Source organism: Sphaerimonospora thailandensis, assembly GCF_016863115.1.
Taxonomy (GTDB): domain Bacteria; phylum Actinomycetota; class Actinomycetes; order Streptosporangiales; family Streptosporangiaceae; genus Sphaerimonospora; species Sphaerimonospora cavernae.
In genome coordinates this window covers 1-21,480 of the sequence record NZ_BOOG01000065.1, presented here as the reverse complement: position 1 = coordinate 21,480, position 21,480 = coordinate 1, and the positions used below count along the sequence as shown (strand labels likewise).

Sequence of the window (21,480 nt, the reverse complement as noted above, 5' to 3'; positions counted from 1 at the left end):
TCAGGTGGTGATCCCCATGCGGCGGGCCAGACCACGCAGAGGCGACGGCAGGCGCCGCTGGAGGTCGAGCAGCCGGGCGACGGTCTCCCGTGACATGGGGTGGTAACGGGTCATCTGCGGGGCGATCCGCTCGGCGGTCAGGACACACCCCAGCGCCTTGTCCCACCGGCCCTGCCACAGCCACGCTCGGGACAAGTCGATGTAGTGGTGGGACGTCCGCTCGGGCGTCACCGACGGAGGCAGAACCAGGTCGGCGTTCCGGCGGATCGCCTCATCTGCGTCGCCCAACTCGACCGCAACGGCGACCGAATGGATCGCCGTGTTGCTCGGCCCGAACGACAGGCCGTAATCGGGGGTGTCACCTGTCCGTACCGCGATTTCCTGTGCGGCGCCGATGTGGTCCCACGCCGTAGTTGGCCGGTTGTCCCGAGCGGCGAGAATCGCCTGCCGCAGGTGCAGGGACCCGTACACGCTGAGAAGCGCCCGGTCGTCTGACAGTGGTTCCAGCCGGCGGAGAGCGCGGTGGAGCAGGTGTATGCCGCCGGCGTACGCACCGGACACCATGAACGCCATGGTGCGCTTGTACTCTGCGACGGCTGGCAATAGGGGGTCATCGGATTGCCAGGCCGCCCAGATCGCGCGCTCCACGGCGATGGACATCAGGTCGGTGTAGCCGAGTTTGCAGGCGAGGGAGTACGCGCCGGTGTACGCCGTGGACAGCAACCCGAAAACATGTCCCCGGTCTGGGGCGGTCGCGGTGTGGGCGTGCGCGGACAGTTCGGTGATCAGCGCGGGTAGCGCGCCGCCGAGTTCGGTGTAGCGGGTGGTCTCACGGAGCCGGTTCGTGTGGTCGACGACCGCCGCCAGTTCGGGCAGGGGCCGGGGCGACACGTCCGGGTCCGGAGGGATGTCCCAGTGGGCGAGCGCCTGGCGGATCTGCGGGATCGCCTCGTGGATGCGGTCGGTGGCAGCGGTGGCACCCCGGTAGGGCTGACCGGTCAGCTCGGTCACATCGACGTGGAGAACACGGGCCACAGCACCTATCAGAGACGGGGTGGCCGGCTTGTGCCCGCCCTCGACCTGCGCGATCAGGCTCTTGGAACATGGCACACGCTCGGCGAGTTCTCGCTGCGTCAGGCCGCGCAGTTTCCGGGCGTGAGCGATCCTGCGGCCGATCATGTCATGAGCGAACGCGTCGTCCATACCGGCCCCGCACCTCCTGGAGTCCTCGACAACCTCAGGCTACGTGCAGGTCTTTGCCATGTCATGGGAAGCTCTCTACTGATCCGTTGCGTGGTCGTAATGGCCAGCAGCGGGTAGGCGATCACGCTGATCAGTCTCCGCTGGTGCCGGGAGGACCAGGTGGTCAGCTGTCCCGCGCAGCGGCCTTCACTCGTTATGGGCTTTGATGCGGACGTACCGGATATTTCACAATTCAACGGAAGCCGATGCGGATCTTGCCGGTCACGTATAACCTCTGCCACGTCGATGTTTCCTAGATCAAATGAGGAACCGGCGTGGCGAGGACATGGGCACAGTTGCCGACGGGCCGTGTCGTACGGCTGGGCGGCGTGAGCACTGAGACCATCACCCTCGCACTCGAACCCTTACCCGACGATGCGCCTGCGATCGTCACCTATGCTCCGCCCCCAACCACGTCGGTAAGCAATCTGGTGACCACCCTGCTGGCCGAGTTCGAAACGGCGGCCGTCGAACTGTTCCCGTCCTGGCTCCCGGGCGCGGAAGGCATCACCGGCCCCGGCGGCGCGAGCATCCCCGCCGTCCGCGCGATCGCTCTCCGTACGGCATCCGCCACCCGGCACTTCGGACCCTTCCTGGCGGACCTGGCCGAGCAGGCCCTCCGGGGTACGGCACGCGGGACCGAGAAGTTCCCGCACGAGATCCGCGCCCTCGGACTCGCCCGCATCCTCGCCTACAGCTTTCGTCGCGATCGAGCGGCGATCCTCATGCGCGTCCCCCAAGGGCTCTCCCCCGTCGCCGAGGACATCCTGGCCGCCGCGTCCGAATGGCTGGCCGATCGTGGCGGTTTCGGGGTCTGGCTCACCGGCGCGCCCCTCACCTCCGTCGACCGGATCGAGTCCATGACCATACGACTTCCAGCCGAGGCAGTGGCACTCATCCGCAGCGTGCCGGAGCCACCATCGGACGAACATCCGACGCCTCGCCTGACCTATCCCCCTGTTACGGGGCGTCCACACCCCGCCAGTCAGGCAGAGCAAAGGTTGGAAGCCGCCCTTTCCATATGCGACTGGGCGGCCGGGCGTGCGTGGAACCAGCCTTACCAGTCGGGCCTGCTCAGTAACCGCATTCGCGTCGATTTGGTCTGGTGGGATGAGCGCTGCATTGTCGAAGTCGATGACGATCGCCATCGTGAGCGGGACACCTTTGCCGCAGACCGCCAGCGCGATGTGCGCCTCCAGCAGGACGGTTACGCCGTTCTCCGCTTTACTGATGACCAAGTACTGAACGATGTCACTGCTGTGCTCACCCACCTGGAGCGATACCTCCAATCCCGCCGCTCTGGAACGTTCGAAGGATCCCGCCATGCCTGGTGACAAGCTATCACTGCCCCAGACCATCACGCTCGCGGCATTGATGTTAGAAGCGAAGGAGATATCCAATACCGAACTCGAAAAGCGCTACGGTTTCACGCTCACAGGAAAAGATCGCATCAAACTTAACAACCTCAAGCTAGTCGAGAGCCGGAAGCAGGGCCGTACCTATGTTCACGAGTTGACCGACGATGGATGGGTCCGGATGGCCGAAGAGTTCCGGGCGGGAATTGCTGTGTCCGCTGGCCGTACCGCAAAGGTCCTCGGCGCGCTGGTAGCCATCTTCCAACGTTTCACGGATCGAATCGGTTACAAGCCTGCTGATGTGTTTGCGCGCGAGGACATGTCCTCCGCTCTCTCCGACATCTCATCCTCCAGGAAAGTGTCCCATACGCCGTCGGCACCCCTGAATGTCGAGGCGAGAATCCGGGACGCATACCAACAGCTCGCCGAGCAGCCGAACACGTGGGTCAGCCTAACCCAGTTGCGTCCGCTCCTTGGCGACATAGCCAGAGAGGACGTCGATACCACCCTCCGCCGGATGATTGGCATGGCCGACGTACGCATCGTCCCCGAATCGAACCAGAAAATCCTGACCAAAGAGGACAGACAGGCGGCGGTGACCATTGGCGACCAGGCCAAGCACCTCATCCTGATCGGAGCATGATGGCAAGCAAGGAGTTGAACGCTCTCAGAGCGCTCAGGTTCAACTACACGCAGGGCACTGACGATGTATGGCAGCCATCGCCGTTTCATGTCGACACCCTGCATCGACCCACAGCACAGATCATTCTCAACGGTCTCATCGAGGCGGAAGAGAGCGCTGCGGCGAGCCCGATCGGTGTCGTCGTACAAGGGCAAAAGGGCACCGGCAAAACCCACCTTCTCGGCTGGGTCCGCCAGAGGGTGCACGAGGAGGACGGCTACTTCTTCCTGGTGGGCCTACTCGACACGAAGAGCTTCTGGGAAAGTGCGCTTCTGTCCATGCTCGACAGTCTATCTAGGCCTATTGCGGGTTCGGAGAGCCAACTCAAGGAACTCCTCTGGCGTCTGTGCGTGCTGAGCGGGGTATCGGAACCGGTGCGCCGCTCAGTGATCGGGGAAACCTCGCTATCCCGGGAGGATCTGGATACCTTTATCGCTGCCCTGCGCCAATATGACGCCCATGTTGGACGGGAGGCACAGGATGCAGCGAGAGCACTTACACTGCGCACATCCACCGAGCCCGGCGTGCAGGACATCGGGGACGCCTACCTCACCTGTTCACCCAATGGCGATCCCGGTGACCGCACGACCTGGGGTTTTCGGACTATGGAGAAGACTCCACAGCAGATTGTTCGAGACCTGTCACTACTCCTCGCGTTGACTGGCCCATCCGTAATCGCGGTCGATCAAATCGATACGCTAATTGCGCAATCTACTCTGTCCACCGCCGTCGGCGGGGAGCAGGACTGGCAGCAGAAACTGGTCATCGAGCAAGTCGCCCACGGGCTTATGGCACTTAGAGAAGCCACCCGTCGGACTCTGACCGTCTTATGTTGCATCCCTACCACATGGATCTCCATCAAGGCCGAGGCAACTGACACGATCCAGGATAGGTTCCGGCAAACAATGCCGCTCGGGACGATTCCGGATGCGGAGACCGGCCGAATCCTGATCGAGAAGCGGTTCGCCGCCCAGTACGGAAAGGTCGGGTTCGAGCCGCCGTACCCGACGTGGCCAGTGAAGCCGGAGGCGTTCGCCCACGCCTACGAGTACACCCCTCGGCAGTTGCTCATCCGGATTGACAGCCATGTCCGGTCGTGTCTGTCTAAGGGAGCGGTCACTGAGCTGGAACGACTGACCGATGTCAGGACGGTCGAGCCCCATCCCGTGATTCCCGTGGCGCCCCCTGACGAGCTTGCCGTGCTCGATCGGCGCTTCGCGGAGTTGCGGAAGCGGGCGGATGTGGCAGGGGCGCTCGATCCGCAGACGGAAGACGCGGTCATGCCGGCGTTGCTATCCGCTGGGCTGGCCACCTGGATGGCCGAGCAGGGCGAGGACGGACGGGTGTTCAGCCTGGACCCGCCGCCAAGCGCGAAACCGCCTCTGCACGCGCGGCTGCGCCGCACCCTGGACGAGGCAACTGAGGACGAGGTGCACTGGTGTTTCCGGGCGATCTCGGCGGCGCATCATCTCGCCGCGCTGACCCGGCTGCGCAACGCCTCGGTGGCGGCCGGACTGGATGCGGCGATCCCCAAGCGCAGGCTGTTCGTCCTCAGGAATCAGAGCTGGGCGAAGGGTCCGGTGACCCAGGAGACCCTCGCCGCGTTCGAGCAGGCCGGCGGCCGGGTGCTCCCGGTCGAGGTGGAGGACCTGAAGATCTTCGCCGCGCTCCGCGACCTTCAGGCGGAGAACCCGCCGAATCTGCAGGCATGGCTGGCCGCCAGGAAGCCGACGAGCGAGGTGAAGCTGTTCCGCGAGGCCCTGAGCGACGCGCCTGTCATACCTCTTCAGTCAACGAACCCGCTGGTTGTCCCCGACCCTCCCAAACCGGTTGCCTCCGACCTAGCGGAGCTGGTTGTCTCCGACCCTCCTCAACCGGCCCTCTCCGACCTTCCGCAACTGACCGTCACTACCTCTCCCCAGCAGGTCTTCCTCGACGTTTTGAAGCCGGTCGGCAGGCTGGTCGGCAGACTGGTCGATCTCATGCCTGGGCAAGTGCCGTACGTCACGGTGGGGGCGAGGTTCTCCGACGGCGAGCCGGTTACGGTCGAGTTGGAGGCGCTGCGCAAGCACACGGCGATCTTCGCGGGGGCGGGGTCGGGAAAGACCGTGCTGATCCGCCGCCTGGTCGAGGAGTGCGCGTTGCGGGGGGTCTCCGCGATCGTGCTTGATCCCAACAACGACCTGGCCCGGCTGGGCGATCCGTGGCCGGAGACCCCGTCGGCGTGGGGAGACGGCGACGCGGCCAAGGCCGGCGCGTACCTGGCGAACACCGATGTCGTGATCTGGACCCCCGGGCGCGTGAACGGCCGACCGCTGAGCTTCCAACCGCTGCCCGACTTCACGGGCTTGCTCGACGATGCCGACGAGTTCAACGAAGCCGTGGATGTCGCCGTCACGTCGCTCATTCCCCGAGCCAAGATGGAGGGCAACGCCCGCAGGGCCCACCTCGGCCGGGCCGTGCTCCGCGAGGCCGTGAGCTTCTACGGTCGCCGAGGCAGGGCGGGTCTCAGGGGCCTGATCGACCTCCTGTCCGAGTTGCCCGAAGATGTGAGCCGCATCGAGGGCGCGGACCGACTCGCCGCGGAACTGGCCCAGAACCTCACCGCCGCCATGGTGAACGACCCGCTGTTCGGCGGCGCCGGCACCCCGGTGGACCCCGGAGTGCTGCTCACCCCGGCCGACGGCAAGCGGGCCCGCGTGTCGGTGATCAGCTTTGTCGGGCTCCCGTCCGAAGCCCAACGGCAGGGGTTCGTCAACCAACTTCAGATGGCGCTGTTCTCCTGGATCAAGCGGCATCCGGCCGCCGACTTGGGCGGGCTGTTCGTGATGGACGAGGCGCAGACCTTCGCCCCGTCCGGGGCCACAACTCTGTGTACGCGCAGCACGCTCGCCCTCGCGGCGCAGGCCCGCAAGTACGGCCTGGGCCTGGTGTTCGCCACGCAGGCCCCGAAGGGGTTGCACAACCAGATCCCGGGGAACGCGACCACCCAGTTCTTCGGCCTGCTCAACGCCCCCTCCCAGATCACGGCGGCCCGAGAGTTGGCCCGGGCCAAGGGCGGTGACGTGCCCGACGTGTCGAGGCTGCGGTCGGGCGAGTTCTACGTCGCGGTGGAGGGGGCGGCCTTCCGGAAGGTGCGTACGCCGCTGTGCCTGAGCCATCACCCGAGCAGCCCGCTGACCACGGAGGAGGTGTTGGAGCGGGCGAACCAGGGCTGACCCGGCGTTACCGCAGCATGCCGAAGGCGGCGGCCGCGGCAGCGGCGATCATGGTGGACAGGACCACCATGACCAGAACGGTCCCGAGGGGATTGCGTCGCCGTTCGGGCCGGCCGACGGCCCGGACCGGCATGCGGTAGGCCGACACGCGCGGCGAGCGCTCCGGTGACGGCTTCGGCGACGGTGTCGGGGACGGCCGCGCGGCAGGCGTCTCGACCGGCCGGGGTCGCTCGGGCGGAGCGGGAGCAGGCGCGTGCGGCCGGGGTCGCGGTGACGGCTCGGGCCGAGGCGTCGGCGGAGGAACCGGCCGCGGCGGTTCACATGTCTTCGGAGGTGAGCCGACCCGAAGCCGCAGCCCGATCACGGGCGGAAGCTCGACGCAGACAACGACACCGCGCCCCACACCGAGTCCCGCGTCGAGCCTCACACCGAGTCCCGCACCGGGGTCGTCCCGGTCTCCCTTGTCGACGGCCGACGTGGCGTAACCGGCCGACGGCGCTGCGGCGGCCGACGCGGGCACGGCGGTGACCATGACTGTCGCCGCCGCCCAGGCGAGTGCTCCCGCCAACCGCATCGTCAGCGTCATCGTCGATGCCATCGTCATCGGCCTCCTGCGGACTGGAGCTCCCGTAAGGCACCGGTGAACGCCTCCGGTCCGACCGCCAGTCCGCCGGTGAACGCGTGCGAGATGTGCCAGGTCAGATAGACCCCGACGGCCAGCAGCACGGTCATCGCGATCAGCGGCAGGAGCGCGGCCCCCTTGGGCCGAGCGCCGGCGAGGAACGGGAAGACGATGATCACAGCACCGGTCACGATCGTCAGGGCGAGGACGGCCGGAGGCAAGGTGGCCGCCGCGTCCGCGGCACGCTGACGCCGGGCCCCGGACAGCTCCGTCAACCGGTCCAGCACCGCGCTCCTGGCTTCGCGCTCCTCATCAGCGGTGACGCGCAACGCCGCTACGTTCGCCCGCAGCGTCTCCAGGCGTACGGCACTCTGCGGGCTGAGCCGTCCGGCCGCCATCAGCGGCCATTCCTTGTCGACGATGAAGCCGACGTAGTCGCGTACCTGCTGCTGAACCTGGCCGCTCGCGGGCGCGGGGAGCCCGGCGGCGGACCAGTACGTCTCCACGGCCGCCTGCGCCTCCGCGTAGGTGTTCTGGCGGGCGGAGTCGGCGACGGTCCACGGCACGACGATGGCGATGGCGAAGACCAGCAGAAACAGCGATGACAGCATCGCCCCGGCGTGACCGGCCGAAGTCCCTCCCGGATCGGTGTCGTCCGCGCCATGACCGAACCTGCGGGACAGGAAGGCGGCCAGGGCCACCAGGCCGACCGCGACGACGACGGCGAACGCGCAAACCAGCATTGACGATCCCCTGGTGTTCGGGCACGGAATTCGAGCTGTTACAAGCCGTTACTTTAGAAGCACGATACGTGTCCGACAGGCGAACGGCCGCCCGAATGGCGAAGAAGGCATGACGCCATCGGCGCGAGCGGTTTTGGGTCTTGTCGAGCATCCGGCCCCGGTCTACTCTCCGGATTAATTCTTAGGAAAGTTTCCTAACGAAAAGAGGATGACGGATGCGCCGAGCAGCGGCTTTACTCTCCGCATTGTTGCTCCTCATCACGATGGCCGTTCCAGCTCACGCCGCCACCGGCCTCACGGCGGTGTTCAGCCTGAATGGGAACCAGGGCAAGTTCGTGGTGAGCAACCCGAGCAGCAGTGCGATCACGGGCTGGTCGATCCAGTTCGAACTGCCATCGGGGGTGACGGCGAGCAACCCGCAGAATGCGACGATTTCGCAGAGCGGCACGAAGGTGAAGCTCACCCCCGCCTTCTACATCAACACCGTGCGGGCGGGCGGCAACACCGAGCCGTTCAGCCCGACCTTCACGCTCAGTTCCGCGGTGCAGCCGACGAGTTGCACCATCAACCGTGCCAACTGTGACGGCAGCGGTGACCCGCCGCCGCCGCCCGCGCCGCTGACCGCCGAGTTCACCGGCAACGGGACGCAGGGGAAGTTCGTGGTGAGCAACAACAGCGCCACCGCGCTCAACGGCTGGACGATCACGTTCGAGCTGCCGTCCGGTGTCACCGCGAGCAACGCCCAGAACGGGTCGGTGAGCCAGTCCGGCACCAAGGTGACGCTCAGCCCGGCCTACTACAACACCACCATCGGGGCGAACAGGTCGACCGAGCCGTACAGCCCGACCTTCACGCTCAGCAGGAGCGGGGTCGAGCCGACCAACTGCCGGGTCAACGACGTGCAGTGCGACGGCGCGCCGGACACGCCGCCGTCCGCGCCGGGCAACCTCAGCTCGCCGGTCAAGACCACCAAGTCGGTCTCGCTCAAGTGGGACGCTTCGACCCCCGGCACGCTCCCGCTCGCCGGGTACGAGGTCTACAACGGCGGCGACCTCGCCACCACCGTCACCGAGACCAGCGCGACCGTGACCGGGCTGACGCCCAAGACCGAGTACACGTTCACCGTCAAGGCCAAGGACCGCAAGGGCAACCTCTCCCCGGCCAGCGCCGCGCTGAAGGTGACGACCAACGACCCGGCCGACGACACCCAGCCGCCGACCGTGCCGACCGGCCTGCGCAGCACCGGCGCCGACGCCTCGAGCGTCTCGCTCGCCTGGAACGCCTCGACCGACAACAAGGGCGTCGCGGGGTACGACGTCTACGAGGGCTCGCGGCTCGCCACCTCGGTGACCGGCACCTCGGCCAAGGTCACCGGGCTGTCGCCGTCCACGGAGTACACCTTCACGGTCCGGGCCCGAGACCAGTACGACAACGTGTCCGCGGCCGGCACCCCGCTGAAGGCGAAGACGGCCGACATCGTCGGCAGCGGCTACGCCAGGGTCGGCTACTTCGTGCAGTGGGGCATCTACGGCAGGCAGTACTTCGTCAAGAACCTGGACACCACGGGCGCGGCGGCGAAGCTGACCCACCTCAACTACGCCTTCGCCAACATCGACCCGGTCAACCTGACCTGTCTCAACGGCGTCACCAAGGGCACGTCCTCCGATCCGCAGGACCCCAACCAGGGTGACGGCGCCGGCGACGCGGACGCCGACTACGGCAGGCCGATGAGCTCGGCGCAGTCGGTCGACGGCGTGGCCGACACCGGGTGGGAGAAGCTGCGCGGCAACTTCAACCAGCTGAAGAAGCTCAAGGCGAAGCACCCCAAGCTCAAGGTGCTGATCTCGATCGGCGGCTGGACGTACTCGAAGTACTTCTCCGACGTGGCGGCCACCGACGCGTCCAGGAAGAAGTTCGTCAGCTCCTGCATCGACATGTACATCAAGGGCAACCTGCCGACGTACAACGCCGCGGGCGGCCCGGGCAGCGCCGCCGGGATCTTCGACGGCATCGACCTCGACTGGGAGTGGCCGGGCGCCGAGGGGCACGCGGGCAACCACATCGGTCCGAACGACAAGGAGAACAACACCCTGCTGATCGCCGAGTTCCGCAAGCAGCTCGACGAGCTCACCAAGGAGACCGGCCAGCGCTACGACCTCACCGCGTTCACCCCGGCCGACCCGGCGAAGATCGAGGCCGGCTGGGATCTCCGTGAAGTCGCGAAATACATGGACATCTTCAACGTCCAGGGCTACGACTTCCACGGCTCGGGCAGCGACAACTCCTGGGAGCCGAACCGGACCGGGCACGCGGGCAACCTCTACACCGACGTGGACGACCCCTACTCGTTCCACTTCAGCGTGGAGGACGCCGTCCAGACGTACCTGGACGCCGGCGTGAACCCGCGCAAGATCACCATTGGTCTGGCCTTCTACGGCCGTGGCTGGCAGGGCGTCGCCGACGGCGGCAAGTCGGGCGAGTGGCAGTCCGCCACCGGCGCGGCCCCCGGCCAGTTCGCGGAGGAGGCGGGCACCCGCGGATACTCCAACCTGGTCGCGAGCGTGCCGGGCTGCACGGTCAAGCACGACGAGCAGGCGGTGGCGACCTACTGCTACACCGGCAACGGCGGGCAGTGGTGGAGCTTCGACGACACCTGGTCGATCGGGAAGAAGATGGCCTGGTTGCGCGACAAGAACCTGCTCGGCGCGATGATCTGGGAGATGTCCGGTGACACCGGCACCCTGATGAGCGCCGTGGACAACGGTCTCAAGTAACAGGCTCAGGCTCAGACGCCGCGAACCCGGATCCGGGGGACTCGTCTCCCCCGGATCCGGGTTCGCAAGATGCTCCGCTTCCGACCGCGAAGAAAAATTCTCGGAGACGATGTCCATACGGCCGGGTCCGGTCCGTAGTGATGATGTACGGCGACCCGCCCGTACGGAAAACGACGCGGAAACGACGCGGAAGACGACGAAGGAAGCTCAGCGTGAAGTACATGCTCCTGATCAACAGCGCCCCCGCCGACCTGGCCGAGGACGTCCCGGGGACCTCGTTCGAGGACTGGCAGGTGTACGACAAGACGGTGAAGAACTCGGGGATCTTCGTGGCGGGGCATTCCCTGGCAGACCTGACCACGGCGACCACCGTGCGCGTCGATCGGGACGGTCAGCGGACCATCGCGACCGACGGCCCGTTCGCCGAGACACGTGAGGTGCTCGGCGGCTATTACGTGATCGATGTGCCCGACCTCGACGCGGCCCTGGACTGGGCGGCCCGCTGTCCCGGCTCACGCGGCGGCGGGTCGGTCGTGGTGCGGCCGGTGGCGGAGTTCGAGGTCTGATCATGATGGACAGTCGGGCGGCGTCGGCGGTCGAGTCGGTGTTCCGCGAAGAGCGCGGCCTGCTGCTGGCCTCGCTGGTGCGCCGCTTCGGTGACCTCGACCTGGCCGAGGAGGTCACCGCCGAGGCGATCGAGGCGGCACTGGTGCGCTGGCCGGTCCACGGCGTGCCGCCGAAGCCGGGGGCGTGGCTGGCGACCACGGCACGGCGCAAGGCCATCGACCGCCTGCGGCGCGACACGACCTACGCCGCCCGGCTGGCCATCCTGCAGGTAGAGGCGGAGCGGGCCGCACCCGCGCCGACCGCGGCCCCGGGGGACGACCTGCCTGACGAACGGCTGCTGCTGTTCTTCACATGCGGCCACCCGGCTCTGCCCGCCGAGGATCGCATCGCGCTGAGCCTGCGGTGTCTGGCCGGACTGAGCACACCCGAGGTGGCGCGGGCCTTCCTCGTCCCGGTCGACACGATGGCCAAGCGGATCGTCCGAGCGAAGAAGAAGATCCGTGAGGCGCGCATCCCGTTCCGCGTACCCGATCCAGACGAACGGCCGGAGCGGCTGGCGGGGGTGCTCCAGGTCATCTATTCGATCTTCACCGAGGGGTACACGGCCAGCTCCGGACCGGACCTGCAGCGGCTTGACCTGGCCGAGGAGGCCATTCGCCTGGCACGCATCCTGCACAAGCTGCTGCCCGCCGAACGAGAGGTCACCGGGCTGCTGGCACTGATGCTGCTGATCCACGCGCGCCGCGGCGCGCGCACGGGGCCCGACGGCCGGATGGTGCTCCTCGCCGACCAGGACCGCGGGCGCTGGGACCGTACGATGATCGAGGATGGCCTGGCCCTGGTGCACGTGGCACTGGCGGGCGGTCCGGCCGGCCCGTACGGCGTGCAGGCCGCGATCGCCGCCCTGCATGACGAGGCCGCGGACCTCACCACCACCGACTGGCCCCAGATCGTGGCACTCTACGACGTCCTGCTCACGCTCACGCCGTCGCCGATCGTGGCGCTGAACCGCGCGGTGGCGGTCGCCATGCGTGACGGCCCGCAGGCCGGGCTGAGGCTCATCGGCGAGCTCGCCGACGAGCCTTGGCTGCGCGGCCATCACCCCTACCACGCGGCACGCGCCGACCTGCTGTCCCAGCTGGGCAGGACGGCCGAAGCCGCCGCCGCCTACCGGCGAGCCCTGGAACTCGCCGGCACCGAACCCGAACGCGCCCACCTGCGCCGAAGGCTGTCCTCGCTGGAGAGCTGACCACGCTGGAGTGAACTGGCCCCGGACAAGCGAAGTCATCGGTCGGCGGTCCTCGAGGTTAGGGAACCCTGACGTGGCGGATTGTTGACCGGGCGGTCAATCAAGCGGATCTTCGAATCAAAGGGTCACCTCTCACGTTCGGAGGCTACGGATGGATCTCACGAGATCTCTGTCCGACGTCATCGCCCTGCTCGCGGGTCTGGTCTCGCTCCTCGCGGCGTTCATCTGGGCGAGCGACGTCAACGCGGCCGGCCAACCGCTGCTCCTGCTCGGGGCACTCCTCGTGGTGTCCGCCCTGTGGGCGATCCTCGGCGCCGGCGGGGCCAGCTCCTGGGTCACCGCGGCCTTCGGCGCCCTGCTGTTCGTGTCGCCCTGGGCCTTCGGCTTCGACGGCGACGCCGCCGCGGCCTGGACTGCCTGGCTCGCCGGCGGCGTCACGGTCGTGGTCGGCCTGCTGACCACGCTCCAGGCCCGCGCCGGGGCGGCCGCCAACGCCTGACCGCCTCCCGCCACGGCCCGGCCGTCCTCGCCCTCCCCCGGCGACCGACGGCCGGGCCGTACTGCTGGGCCCGTACTGCTGGGCCCGTACTGCTGAGCCCGTACTGCTGGGCCGTACTGCTGGGCATGCTGCCCGGGGCTGGGGGAGGCTGACATGCTGGACGGGTGGACCAGGCAGAACCGCCCGTGCTGTCCGTACCGCCCGTACTGTCCGTGCGCTTCGCGCCGGAGCTGTGGATCTTCCTGCCGCCTCGTCGCCGGCGCGACGAGCTGTTGCTCCCCTGCGACGGCACGTCGTCGCTCGGGCACGTGGTCGAGTCGGCGGGGGTGCCACTGACCGAGGTCGGCGCGCTCCTCGTCGGAGGCCACCCGGTCGCGCCCTCATACCGCCCGAGCCCCCACGACACGGTGGAGGTGCTGCGGGTCGAGGTGCTGGGGGTGACCCGGCCGCAGCCCATCCCGGCCGCCCGGTTCGTCCTCGACGTCCATCTCGGCACCCTCGCCCGGTGGCTGCGTCTGGTGGGATTGGACGTCGCCTACCGCAACGACCTCGACGACGACGCGCTGATCGCCCAGGCGGGCGCCGAGCGCAGGGTGCTGCTCACCCAGGATCGCGGGCTCCTGCGCCGCCGGGCACTGTGGCTGGGCGCCCACGTCCGCGGCGCTCGGCCACGCGAGCAGTTCCTCGACGTGCTCGACCGCTTCCGGCCGCCGCTCGCCCCGTGGACGCGATGCACCGCGTGCAACGGCCCCCTGTCGCCGGTGGGCAAGAGCGAGGTGGAGGCGGAGCTCCTGCCGGGAACGCGCCGCAGCTACGACACGTTCGCCCGCTGCCTCGCCTGCGGCCGGATCTACTGGCGCGGCGCGCACGGCGGCAGGCTCGCGGAGATCGTCGAGATCGCCTCCCGAGCCCTGTCCGGCGGTCGACGTCCCGGCTGATGTTCACCGGCGCGCGATCGGAGAAGCTTGTATGCGGCGTCGAGCACGTCACGGACGCCGATCTCCAGCAGTCCCTCCGACGGCCGGTCGCCGTACGGGTCACCGGTCCGCCCGGTCCACAGCGTGACATGCGGATGGCCCGGGGGTGGCCCCCACAGGGCGGGCGAGACCGGCCCGTAGATCACCACCGACGGCGTGCCCACGGCCGTGGCGAGGTGAGACATGCCGGTGTCACCACAGATCACCAGCTTCGCGCCGCCGACCAGTGCGGCGAGCTCCCGCAGGTCGGTACGGCCGGCCAGCACGCGTGCCGCCGGCGGACCGGGGAGCCCCGCCAGCTCGGCGACCTGGCGGGCGAGGGCGATCTCCTCCGGCCCACCCGTGATCACGACGTGCAGGCCGAGACGGCTCAGCTCCGCCGCCACCCCGGCGAACCGCTCCGGCGGCCACTGCTTGGCCCGATATCCGGCCCCCGGGTGGATGACGGCCTCGGCATCCGCCCATCGGCTGGGGCCCGGATCCCGTAGCGCGAGATCTCCATGGTCGACGGTGATGCCGTACCACTCGAGCATCTCGCACCATCGGCGTACCTCGTGGATCTCCGGCCGCCAGGGCGGTCCCGCCACGCCGGGGACGGCGGGATGCGCGTGGCTGAGGAGCCGCCGAGCCCGGCGCAGCGCGACGATGCTCTGCGGTCCGCTGCCGTGCAGGTTGACCGCGATATCCGGGATATCCGGGACGTTCGCGATGCCCGGCAGGCCGTACGGCACCGTACCCCCCGGCACCGCACCCCCCGGCACCGGGCCCGGCCCGGACATGTCGACCAACTCGTCGACCGCGCCGATCAGTGGTAGCAGACCGCCCAGATGAGCGGGCGCCGCCAGCACGATCCGGTGCTCCGGATGGGCGCGCCGCAGGGCGCGCAGCGCCGGAACCGCGGTCAGCAGGTCGCCCAGCCCCAGCCCTCGCAGCGCGAGCAGCACCGGCCTCAGGGCCACGACGTCTCCGTGGAGGAGCAGACCACCAGCTCCCGGACCTCGCAGCCCCGGGGCTGGCCGAGCGCGAAGACGACGGCCGCCGCCACGTCCTCGGGCTGGTTGAGTCTCGCGTCCGGTCCCGGCCGGTACTTCTCATCCCTGCCGTCGAAGAAGTTCGTGTGCATGCCGCCCGGGATCAGCAGCGTCACCCCCACCTCACCTGCGAGCTCGGCGGCGAGCGCCCGGGTGAACCCGACCACCCCGAACTTGGCCGCGCAGTACGCCGTGGCATCGCTCACCGCACGAACCCCCAGGGTGGAGGCGACCGTGACCACCTTGCCCTCGGCCGTACCCCCAGCCCGGGCCCTCGATTCGCGCAGGTACGGCAGGGCCGCCCGGATCACCGAAGCGGTGCCGAGGAGATTGACGGCGATCACCCGTTCCCAGTCCGCCGCCGGGATGTCCTCCAGGCGGCCGCACGCGTCGATCCCCGCGGCCGTGACCACGCCGTCGAGCCCGCCCGCCCGCTCCGCGAGCTCGCGGACCGCGCGCTCGGCCTGCCCCCGATCGGCGAGGTCGGCACGCACATGGTCCGCATCACCGCCGGGCTCGTTGACATCGATCAACAACGGCCGGCCGCCCTCCTTCGCGACGGCGAGCGCGGTCGCCCGGCCCAGGCCGGACGCGCCACCGGTGATCAGAATGTTTCCCAACATCGATTCAGACCCTTTCCATGGCACAGGGATGGGCGGCCGGCCCGGCTCCCCCCGGGCGGTGGTGCTCGGTTCGTCCCTCGACGACAGGGACCGGAGCGTCCGGGCACAGCCGTCCCGCGTCGCCCTCTATGTCCACGTCTATGTCCACGTCTATGTCCACGTCTATGTCCACGTCGAGCAGCGAGTCGCCGACGATGACCACGGGCCCGTTGTGTCGTCCGTTCACGCGCACGCCTTTTCGATCACGTCCTCGATCACGTCGCAGAGCATGTGGATCACGGTCAGATGCACCTCCTGCACGGTCGCGGTGTCGGACGCGGGAACGGCGAAGGCCTCGTCGCACAGCTCCGCCAGCGGGTTGGGCGCGGGTCCGGTGAGCGCCCAGGTGGTGAGCCCGCAGCCGCGTGCGGCGTCGGCGGCGGCGAGCACGTTGCGGCTGGTCCCGCTGGTCGACAGGCACATGAGGACGTCCCCCGGCCTGCCGTGCGCGTGAACCTGCCGGGCGAACACCTCGTCCGGGCCGAAGTCGTTCCCGATCGCGGTGATGGTGGAGGTGTCGCCGTGCAGCGGAATGGCGGCGTAGGGCCGGCGGTCGGCCCGGTAACGGCCGACCAACTCCGCCGTGAGGTGCTGGGCCTCCGCAGCCGATCCTCCGTTGCCGCAGGCCAGCAGCCGCCCACCCTCGGCCAGCACGCCGGCGAGCTTGCATCCCCAGGCGTAGATCTTGGGGGTGTCCGGATCCACCGCCGTCAGGGCGGTCCTCAGCCGGGCCAGATGAGGATGCATCTCAACCTCCAGCCACCGCGAGCCGGCCGACAGTGCGTGAACCGGCGAGACCATGTGAACCCGCGGGATGACCGACCCGCTCGCCGATCAGCGTCCGGTACACGGACTCGGTCTGGGCGGCCACCCTCGGCCAGCCGTACCTCGCACGGGCACGACGCGGACCGGCGGCCGACAGCGCGGCGCGCAGATCAGGGCGGGACAGCACGTCCCGCAACACCCTGGACAGCGCACGCGGTCGCCGCGGCGGCACGAGCAGCCCGCATCCCGACACCGTGTCGAGGTGACCGCCCACGGCGGACGCCACGACGGGCACACCACAGGCCAACGCCTCAACCGGGACAATGCCGAACGGCTCGTACCAGGGCACGGTGACCAGCACGTCCGCGGAGCGCATCAGCACCGGGACCTCGGCCCGGGCCACACTGCCGATCAGGCGCACCCGGTCGGCCAGGCCGTACGCCTCGGCGAGCGCGCGCAGCCGGATCCCCTCGTCGTCGTACGGATCACCGCCGGCGATGACGAGCTCGGCGTCGGGCACCTGGCGCATCGCCCGGACGAGCGTGTCCACGCCCTTGCGCGGGACCAGACGTCCGATGCTGAGCACGCGCGGCCGGCCCCCGTCGCCACGCGGCATGCTCGGGTCGTCCGGACGGAACAGCTCAAGGTCCACGCCGCAGGGCACCACGCCCACGCGATCGTCCGGCACGCCCATCGCGACCAGCTCGCGAACCTCGTCGCCACAGGTCGCGATGACAGCGCTCGCCTGACGACCCACCTGGCGCTCGGCGGCCGGCCGCTGCGGCGGGCTGGTGTCGAAGTCACCCTGCCAACGCCGTTTGACGGTGCCGAGCGCGTGGAACGTCTGCACGACCGGGACGCCGACGGCCTCGGCCGCCCACAGCGTGGCCAGACCGCTCATCCAGAAGTGCGCGTGCGCCACATCCGGCGGGTGCGCCGCCCACCTGCGGACGAGATGCGCCGCGAAGTCTGGCATGTACGGCAGGAGCTCGTCCTTGGGCACCGGTTCCGGCGGCCCGGCCGCGACGTGGTCGACCGTCACCCCGGGAGCCATGATCACGGTGTCCGGCTGGTCGGGGCCGGTCCGCCGGGTGTGCACCGTCACCTCGTTGCCTCGCTCGGCCAGAGCGACGGCGAGCGCCGCGACGTGGACGTTCTGCCCGCCCGCGTCGACGCCGCCGATGGTGGCCAGCGGGCTGGCGTGTTCGGAAATCAGGGCGATTCTCATAGAACGCTCTCCTTCACTGTGGCGAGGCGGCGGACCGCTTCGACGATGTGTTCGCCACGGACCGAGGAGAGGCACGGGTGGCCGGGGACGGGGCAGATTCGCGCCCTGCTCCCCCGGCAGGGCGCGTGCTGGTCGCCCAGGATCTCGACCGGCACGCCGTACGGCGCCCAGCGCGCCGCGGGGACGACGGGGGCGAAGAGACTGACCACGGGGGTGCGGACCGCGGCGGCGAGGTGCGCCGGCCCGGTGTTGGCCACGACTGCGGCGGATGCGGCGGCGAGCACGCCGGCGAGCCCGGCGAACGTGGTGGCGCCGCCCAGATCCAGGACGAGATCCAGGACGAGATTCAGGGCGGGGTGCGGGGTGGAGTGCGGGGCTCGCGCGGCGGCGGCGCGCACGATGCGGGCGGTGAGCGCGCGCTCGCCCAGGCTGCCGGTGACGACCACGCGCTCGCCCGCGGCCACCAGTCCGTGCACGGCCTCGGCCCACCGTTCCGCCGGCCAGGCCCGCGCGGGCACGCTGGTCCCCGGGTGTATCACCACGTAGCCGGGTGGGCCGGTGAGGTGCGCCAAGTCCGGGAGGGGTTCCCGTACGGCGAGCCGCCCGTCGTCACCGGGGGGCAACTCGAACCCGGCGGCCCGGGCGAGGTCGAGCATGCGTTCAGACTCGGGGACGTCCACGCTCTCGTCCACGATGTGGCGCACGTCGAGCAGGGAGCCCGGGTAGTCGGGGCTGATCGCCGCGATCCTCGGCGTCCCGGCCAGCCGGAGCAGCAGCGCCATCGGCAGCGCCGACTGGTGGAACGAGGTGAGGATCAACGCCATATCCGGGGCGATCCGCCGCACCTGATCGATCAACCGGGCGGCGTGCCTGCCGGTCATCGTCACGCCGCCCGGGTCGATCCATGGCGTGCGCCACTCCAGCACCTGGTCCACTCCGGGCAGCAGCGCGGCGGCCGCCCGGCCGTGGGGCCCGGCAAGCATGACGACCCGCCGGGCGCCGGCGGCCGCGGCACGGACCGCCGGGCCGGCGAGCAGGACGTCGCCCGCGTTGTCGGGCCGGACCACGAGAACCGTCCCGATCACGAGCGGCCCCTAGGGGGGAAGACGAGAGTGCTTTGGACGGTGTCTTCAGCAGTGCCTTCGGCAGTGGTTTCGGCAGCGGTTTCAGCAGTGCTTTCACCTGGGAATCGCATCGGTTACCTCCGTTGCGCGGTGCGTGTCTGGTTACCGAGAGAAGCGGTTCTAAACACCGCTTTGCGGAGAAGTCGCCGTACAAAGGGCTCAGTCTCAAGAACTGCTACTCTCCGTAGCGAACTTCCGGGTTTGTCACCTGATCGGCCGGGTAGCCGGGGGACGAGTTCTCTGAGAGGTGTCCGGTTCTCCGAGAGGCGTCCGGGAGGTGTCTTGGCCCATCACATCGACCGGCTGCCGGCCGCGCTGCCGGCCGCGCTTCCGGCCGCCGTGCTGTTCGATCGCGACGGAACACTCATCCACGATGTTCCGTACAACTCGGACCCGAGCCGGGTGGAGCCGGTGCCGGGGGCGCGGGCGGCGCTCGACCGGCTGCGGCGCGCCGGTGTCCCCGTCGGCGTGGTGAGCAACCAGTCCGGGATCGCGCGGGGGCTCATCACCCCGGAAGCACTGCGCGAGGTGAACGCGCGTGTGGAGGAGCTGCTCGGCCCGTTCGACGTGTGGACCGTGTGCCCGCACGATGACGGCGACGGCTGCGGCTGCCGCAAACCCGCGCCCGGGCTGGTGCTGCGGGCGGCGGCGAGCCTCGGGGTCGGCCCCGGAGACTGCGTGGTGATCGGCGATATCGGGCGGGACGTGGCGGCGGCACTCGCCGCGGGGGCGCGGGCGATGCTTGTTCCGACTCCCGAGACGCTGCCCGCCGAGGTGGCCGCCGCACCGGAGGTCGTCCCGGACATCACCACCGCGGTGGACAGGCTGCTCGGGTGACAAGACTTCCCGGGGAAACAGGGGTATGAATACGGGCTCGATCGATGGACGGGAGCGATCAACCTATGAGAATCATGGTGTGGCATGTCCACGGCTCGTGGACCACGTCGTTCGTACAGGGCGGTCACGACTACCTTGTGCCGCTCACCCCCGACCGGGGCCCCGACGGACAAGGCCGGGCGCGGACCTACCCGTGGCCCGACAACGTGTACGAGGTTCCGTACGATCGGCTGGCGTCCGAGCACGTTGATCTCGTCGTCTACCAGCGGCCTCACGAGATCGAACTCGCCCGGGAATGGCTGGGACGGAACGTCCCCGGTGTCTATGTCGAGCACAACACCCCGGCGGGAGACGTTCCGAAGACACGCCACCCGCTGGCGGACCGGGCGGACATCCCGCTGGTCCACGTGACCAATTTCAACGACCTGTTCTGGGATTCCGGACGCGCACCGACCCGGGTGATCGAGCACGGTGTCATCGATCCCGGCCACCTCTACACCGGAGAGTTCGCCCGCGCCGGCGTGGTGGTCAACGAACCCGCCCGGCGATGGCGGGTGGCGGGGACCGACCTGCTGCCGACGTTCGCCGCCACCGCCCCCCTCGACGTGTTCGGGATGAAGGTCACCGGACTTCCGGCCACACTCGGCCTATCCGACGACATGGGCGCCTTCGAAGACCTGCCGCAGCGCGAGATGCACCCCGAACTCGCCCGCAGGCGCGTCTACCTGCATCCCTACCGTTGGACGTCTCTCGGCCTGTCACTCATCGAAGCCATGATGCTCGGCATGCCCGTCGTCTCACTGGCCACCACCGAGGCCGTGGAGGCGGTGCCGTCGGAGGCGGGAGTGATCTCGACGAAGGTGCCGACCCTCGTCCGCGCTCTGGACACGTTCACGGCCGATCCCGAGCTGGCCGCTCAGACGGGCAAGGCCGCACGTTCCGCCGCCCTCGCCCGCTACGACGTGCGCCGATTCCTCACCGACTGGGAACTGCTGTTCAGTGAGATCGTCCCCGGCGGGGGCTCGGGAATCTGAGGCGCACGCTCGTACGCCACGAGAACCCATACCGAGAACCCATACCGAGAACCCATACCGAGAACCAAGCCGAGAACGTTTACCGAGAACGGGGCGCGGTGGGGCACTTGAACGGGTGCCGGTGGGAAAGCCAACATCATGATGCGCAACGTGATGAACGGTGCAATCGGCGGCGGCCTCGCGACCGCCGTCTACAGCGCGATGTCGATGGCCGGAGACAGGGCGGGCCTGCTGGGGCCGCGACCACCCAAGCGGATTGCCGGAATCGCTCTCCCGGGCCGCCCCCGACGTACCTCCGGCGACGGCATGCTCGGGACGATCTCTCATTTCGTGTTCGGCGCCGCTTCAGGCGCCCTGCTCGGCCTGTTGTCGACCGGGCAGCGGATCCCCGTTCCCCTCGGCACGGCGTACGGCCTGGCCGTCTGGTATGCCGGACACCAGGGACTCATGCCGCCCATCGGCACCCTGCCGCCCGCGTCGGAGATCCGGATGAGCCGCCATGTCCTACCTGTCGCGAGCCATCTGCTGTGGGGCACGACGCTCGTCCTCGCGTTGAACCGGCTGAGGCCCGAGAAGCCCACGCCATTCGACAAGGCGATGCCTTCCCACGAAGCTCCGCTGACCAGACATCCCGACCAGAAAGCCGCCGTCCTCGGGCAGTGATGCTCCCAGGCAGAGACACCTCGGACAGAGACACCTCGGACAGTGATGCTCCCGGACGGTGGCACCCTCAGGAGCGACACTGACACCGGCAGGGAGCGACACAGCCAGGGAGCGACCTCGGCAGAGATTCGAGTAGGCGCGGCGACGGTGTCAGGGGCGATCCCGGCGTCATGTCCGTCGTTGACGTGTTCCGGCGTAAGGGCCGATA

The 21,480-nt window shown here is 69.0% G+C and carries 20 protein-coding genes; 11 read left to right on the top strand and 9 right to left on the bottom strand.

Annotated elements, in window-relative coordinates:
- Entirely contained in the window at positions 1–1,203 is a 1,203-nt protein-coding gene (locus Mth01_RS25735; protein ID WP_204018533.1) for a helix-turn-helix domain-containing protein, read from the bottom strand.
- A 368-nt stretch (positions 1,204–1,571) separates the two neighbouring features.
- Between Mth01_RS25735 and Mth01_RS25730 the strand changes: the two genes are divergently transcribed.
- Genes Mth01_RS25730 through Mth01_RS25720 form a run of 3 tightly spaced genes read left to right on the top strand, consistent with a single transcriptional unit; the run spans position 1,572 to position 6,497 of the window.
- A complete protein-coding gene (locus tag Mth01_RS25730; RefSeq protein WP_204018532.1) occupies positions 1,572–2,576 on the top strand; it encodes an endonuclease domain-containing protein in 1,005 nt (334 codons plus the stop codon).
- Entirely contained in the window at positions 2,566–3,240 is a 675-nt protein-coding gene (locus Mth01_RS25725) for a hypothetical protein (RefSeq protein WP_204018531.1), read from the top strand. Before Mth01_RS25730 ends, Mth01_RS25725 begins: the two co-directional genes overlap by 11 nt.
- Positions 3,237–6,497, top strand: coding sequence for an ATP-binding protein (locus tag Mth01_RS25720; RefSeq protein WP_239090008.1), 3,261 nt, complete (start codon positions 3,237–3,239; stop codon positions 6,495–6,497). Before Mth01_RS25725 ends, Mth01_RS25720 begins: the two co-directional genes overlap by 4 nt.
- A gap of 7 nt (positions 6,498–6,504) precedes the next feature.
- On the opposite strand, the gene Mth01_RS25715 is transcribed toward Mth01_RS25720, so the two are convergent.
- Positions 6,505–7,095, bottom strand: coding sequence for a hypothetical protein (locus Mth01_RS25715; RefSeq protein WP_204018530.1), 591 nt, complete (start codon positions 7,093–7,095; stop codon positions 6,505–6,507).
- Positions 7,096–7,097: 2 nt separating this feature from the next.
- The gene (locus tag Mth01_RS25710; RefSeq protein WP_204018529.1) at positions 7,098–7,862 is read right to left on the bottom strand and encodes a bestrophin-like domain; all 765 of its coding nucleotides are present in this window, start codon (positions 7,860–7,862) and stop codon (positions 7,098–7,100) included.
- 263 nt (positions 7,863–8,125) lie between these two features.
- On the opposite strand from Mth01_RS25710, the gene Mth01_RS25705 reads away from it, so the two are divergent.
- The 5 genes from Mth01_RS25705 (at position 8,126) to Mth01_RS25685 (ending at position 13,889) form a co-directional block, all read left to right on the top strand.
- The gene (locus Mth01_RS25705; protein WP_239090007.1) at positions 8,126–10,636 is read left to right on the top strand and encodes a glycosyl hydrolase family 18 protein; all 2,511 of its coding nucleotides are present in this window, start codon (positions 8,126–8,128) and stop codon (positions 10,634–10,636) included.
- 221 nt (positions 10,637–10,857) lie between these two features.
- Entirely contained in the window at positions 10,858–11,202 is a 345-nt protein-coding gene (locus Mth01_RS25700; protein ID WP_204018551.1) for a YciI family protein, read from the top strand.
- Between the two features lie 2 nt (positions 11,203–11,204).
- Positions 11,205–12,452: an RNA polymerase sigma factor gene (locus Mth01_RS25695; protein WP_204018527.1), complete on the top strand. Its 1,248-nt coding sequence runs from the start codon at positions 11,205–11,207 to the stop codon at positions 12,450–12,452.
- A gap of 151 nt (positions 12,453–12,603) precedes the next feature.
- A complete protein-coding gene (locus tag Mth01_RS25690) occupies positions 12,604–12,951 on the top strand; it encodes an SPW repeat domain-containing protein (protein ID WP_204018526.1) in 348 nt (115 codons plus the stop codon).
- A 164-nt stretch (positions 12,952–13,115) separates the two neighbouring features.
- Positions 13,116–13,889, top strand: a complete 774-nt coding sequence (locus Mth01_RS25685; RefSeq protein WP_239090006.1) for a Mut7-C RNAse domain-containing protein — start codon at positions 13,116–13,118, stop codon at positions 13,887–13,889.
- Here Mth01_RS25685 and Mth01_RS25680 read toward each other — a convergent pair.
- The 6 genes from Mth01_RS25680 to Mth01_RS25655 are packed head-to-tail and all read right to left on the bottom strand — an operon-like array spanning position 13,802 to position 18,699.
- Positions 13,802–14,887, bottom strand: coding sequence for a glycosyltransferase family 9 protein (locus Mth01_RS25680; protein WP_204018525.1), 1,086 nt, complete (start codon positions 14,885–14,887; stop codon positions 13,802–13,804). The two genes, Mth01_RS25685 and Mth01_RS25680, sit on opposite strands and share 88 nt — an antisense overlap.
- Positions 14,878–15,582: an SDR family oxidoreductase gene (locus Mth01_RS25675; RefSeq protein ID WP_204018524.1), complete on the bottom strand. Its 705-nt coding sequence runs from the start codon at positions 15,580–15,582 to the stop codon at positions 14,878–14,880. The genes Mth01_RS25680 and Mth01_RS25675 overlap by 10 nt, the downstream gene beginning before the upstream one ends.
- 4 nt (positions 15,583–15,586) lie before the next feature.
- The gene (locus tag Mth01_RS25670; protein ID WP_204018523.1) at positions 15,587–15,808 is read right to left on the bottom strand and encodes a hypothetical protein; all 222 of its coding nucleotides are present in this window, start codon (positions 15,806–15,808) and stop codon (positions 15,587–15,589) included.
- Positions 15,805–16,368 carry a D-sedoheptulose-7-phosphate isomerase gene (locus Mth01_RS25665; RefSeq protein WP_204018522.1) on the bottom strand — a complete coding sequence of 188 codons (564 nt, stop codon included), beginning with the start codon at positions 16,366–16,368 and terminating at the stop codon, positions 15,805–15,807. Before Mth01_RS25665 ends, Mth01_RS25670 begins: the two co-directional genes overlap by 4 nt.
- A gap of 1 nt (position 16,369) precedes the next feature.
- Positions 16,370–17,614 (bottom strand): glycosyltransferase, encoded by a 1,245-nt coding sequence (locus Mth01_RS25660; protein ID WP_204018521.1) that lies wholly within the window; start codon positions 17,612–17,614, stop codon positions 16,370–16,372.
- Positions 17,611–18,699 carry a glycosyltransferase family 9 protein gene (locus Mth01_RS25655; protein ID WP_204018520.1) on the bottom strand — a complete coding sequence of 363 codons (1,089 nt, stop codon included), beginning with the start codon at positions 18,697–18,699 and terminating at the stop codon, positions 17,611–17,613. The genes Mth01_RS25660 and Mth01_RS25655 overlap by 4 nt, the downstream gene beginning before the upstream one ends.
- A gap of 321 nt (positions 18,700–19,020) precedes the next feature.
- Here Mth01_RS25655 and Mth01_RS25650 point away from each other — a divergent pair, with 321 nt between their 5' ends.
- From Mth01_RS25650 to Mth01_RS25640, 3 genes are all read left to right on the top strand, one after another.
- A complete protein-coding gene (locus tag Mth01_RS25650; protein WP_239090005.1) occupies positions 19,021–19,575 on the top strand; it encodes a D-glycero-alpha-D-manno-heptose-1,7-bisphosphate 7-phosphatase in 555 nt (184 codons plus the stop codon).
- A gap of 65 nt (positions 19,576–19,640) precedes the next feature.
- Positions 19,641–20,609, top strand: coding sequence for a glycosyltransferase (locus Mth01_RS25645; protein WP_204018519.1), 969 nt, complete (start codon positions 19,641–19,643; stop codon positions 20,607–20,609).
- Between the two features lie 153 nt (positions 20,610–20,762).
- On the top strand, positions 20,763–21,272 hold the full coding sequence (locus tag Mth01_RS25640; protein ID WP_239090011.1) for a DUF1440 domain-containing protein: 510 nt from the start codon (positions 20,763–20,765) through the stop codon (positions 21,270–21,272).
- Positions 21,273–21,480 lie beyond the last annotated feature (208 nt).

Bases quoted from the DNA above. Each gene is read 5' to 3' on its own strand.
- Mth01_RS25735 (WP_204018533.1), bottom strand. From the start codon at position 1,203: ATGGACGACGCGTTCGCTCATGACATGATCGGCCGCAGGATCGCTCAC.
- Mth01_RS25725 (WP_204018531.1), top strand. From the start codon at position 2,566: ATGCCTGGTGACAAGCTATCACTGCCCCAGACCATCACGCTCGCGGCA.
- Mth01_RS25720 (WP_239090008.1), top strand. From the start codon at position 3,237: ATGATGGCAAGCAAGGAGTTGAACGCTCTCAGAGCGCTCAGGTTCAAC.
- Mth01_RS25715 (WP_204018530.1), bottom strand. From the start codon at position 7,095: ATGGCATCGACGATGACGCTGACGATGCGGTTGGCGGGAGCACTCGCC.
- Mth01_RS25710 (WP_204018529.1), bottom strand. From the start codon at position 7,862: ATGCTGGTTTGCGCGTTCGCCGTCGTCGTCGCGGTCGGCCTGGTGGCC.
- Mth01_RS25705 (WP_239090007.1), top strand. From the start codon at position 8,126: ATGGCCGTTCCAGCTCACGCCGCCACCGGCCTCACGGCGGTGTTCAGC.
- Mth01_RS25700 (WP_204018551.1), top strand. From the start codon at position 10,858: ATGCTCCTGATCAACAGCGCCCCCGCCGACCTGGCCGAGGACGTCCCG.
- Mth01_RS25695 (WP_204018527.1), top strand. From the start codon at position 11,205: ATGATGGACAGTCGGGCGGCGTCGGCGGTCGAGTCGGTGTTCCGCGAA.
- Mth01_RS25690 (WP_204018526.1), top strand. From the start codon at position 12,604: ATGGATCTCACGAGATCTCTGTCCGACGTCATCGCCCTGCTCGCGGGT.
- Mth01_RS25675 (WP_204018524.1), bottom strand. From the start codon at position 15,582: ATGTTGGGAAACATTCTGATCACCGGTGGCGCGTCCGGCCTGGGCCGG.
- Mth01_RS25665 (WP_204018522.1), bottom strand. From the start codon at position 16,368: ATGCATCCTCATCTGGCCCGGCTGAGGACCGCCCTGACGGCGGTGGAT.
- Mth01_RS25660 (WP_204018521.1), bottom strand. From the start codon at position 17,614: ATGAGAATCGCCCTGATTTCCGAACACGCCAGCCCGCTGGCCACCATC.
- Mth01_RS25645 (WP_204018519.1), top strand. From the start codon at position 19,641: ATGAGAATCATGGTGTGGCATGTCCACGGCTCGTGGACCACGTCGTTC.
- Mth01_RS25640 (WP_239090011.1), top strand. From the start codon at position 20,763: ATGAACGGTGCAATCGGCGGCGGCCTCGCGACCGCCGTCTACAGCGCG.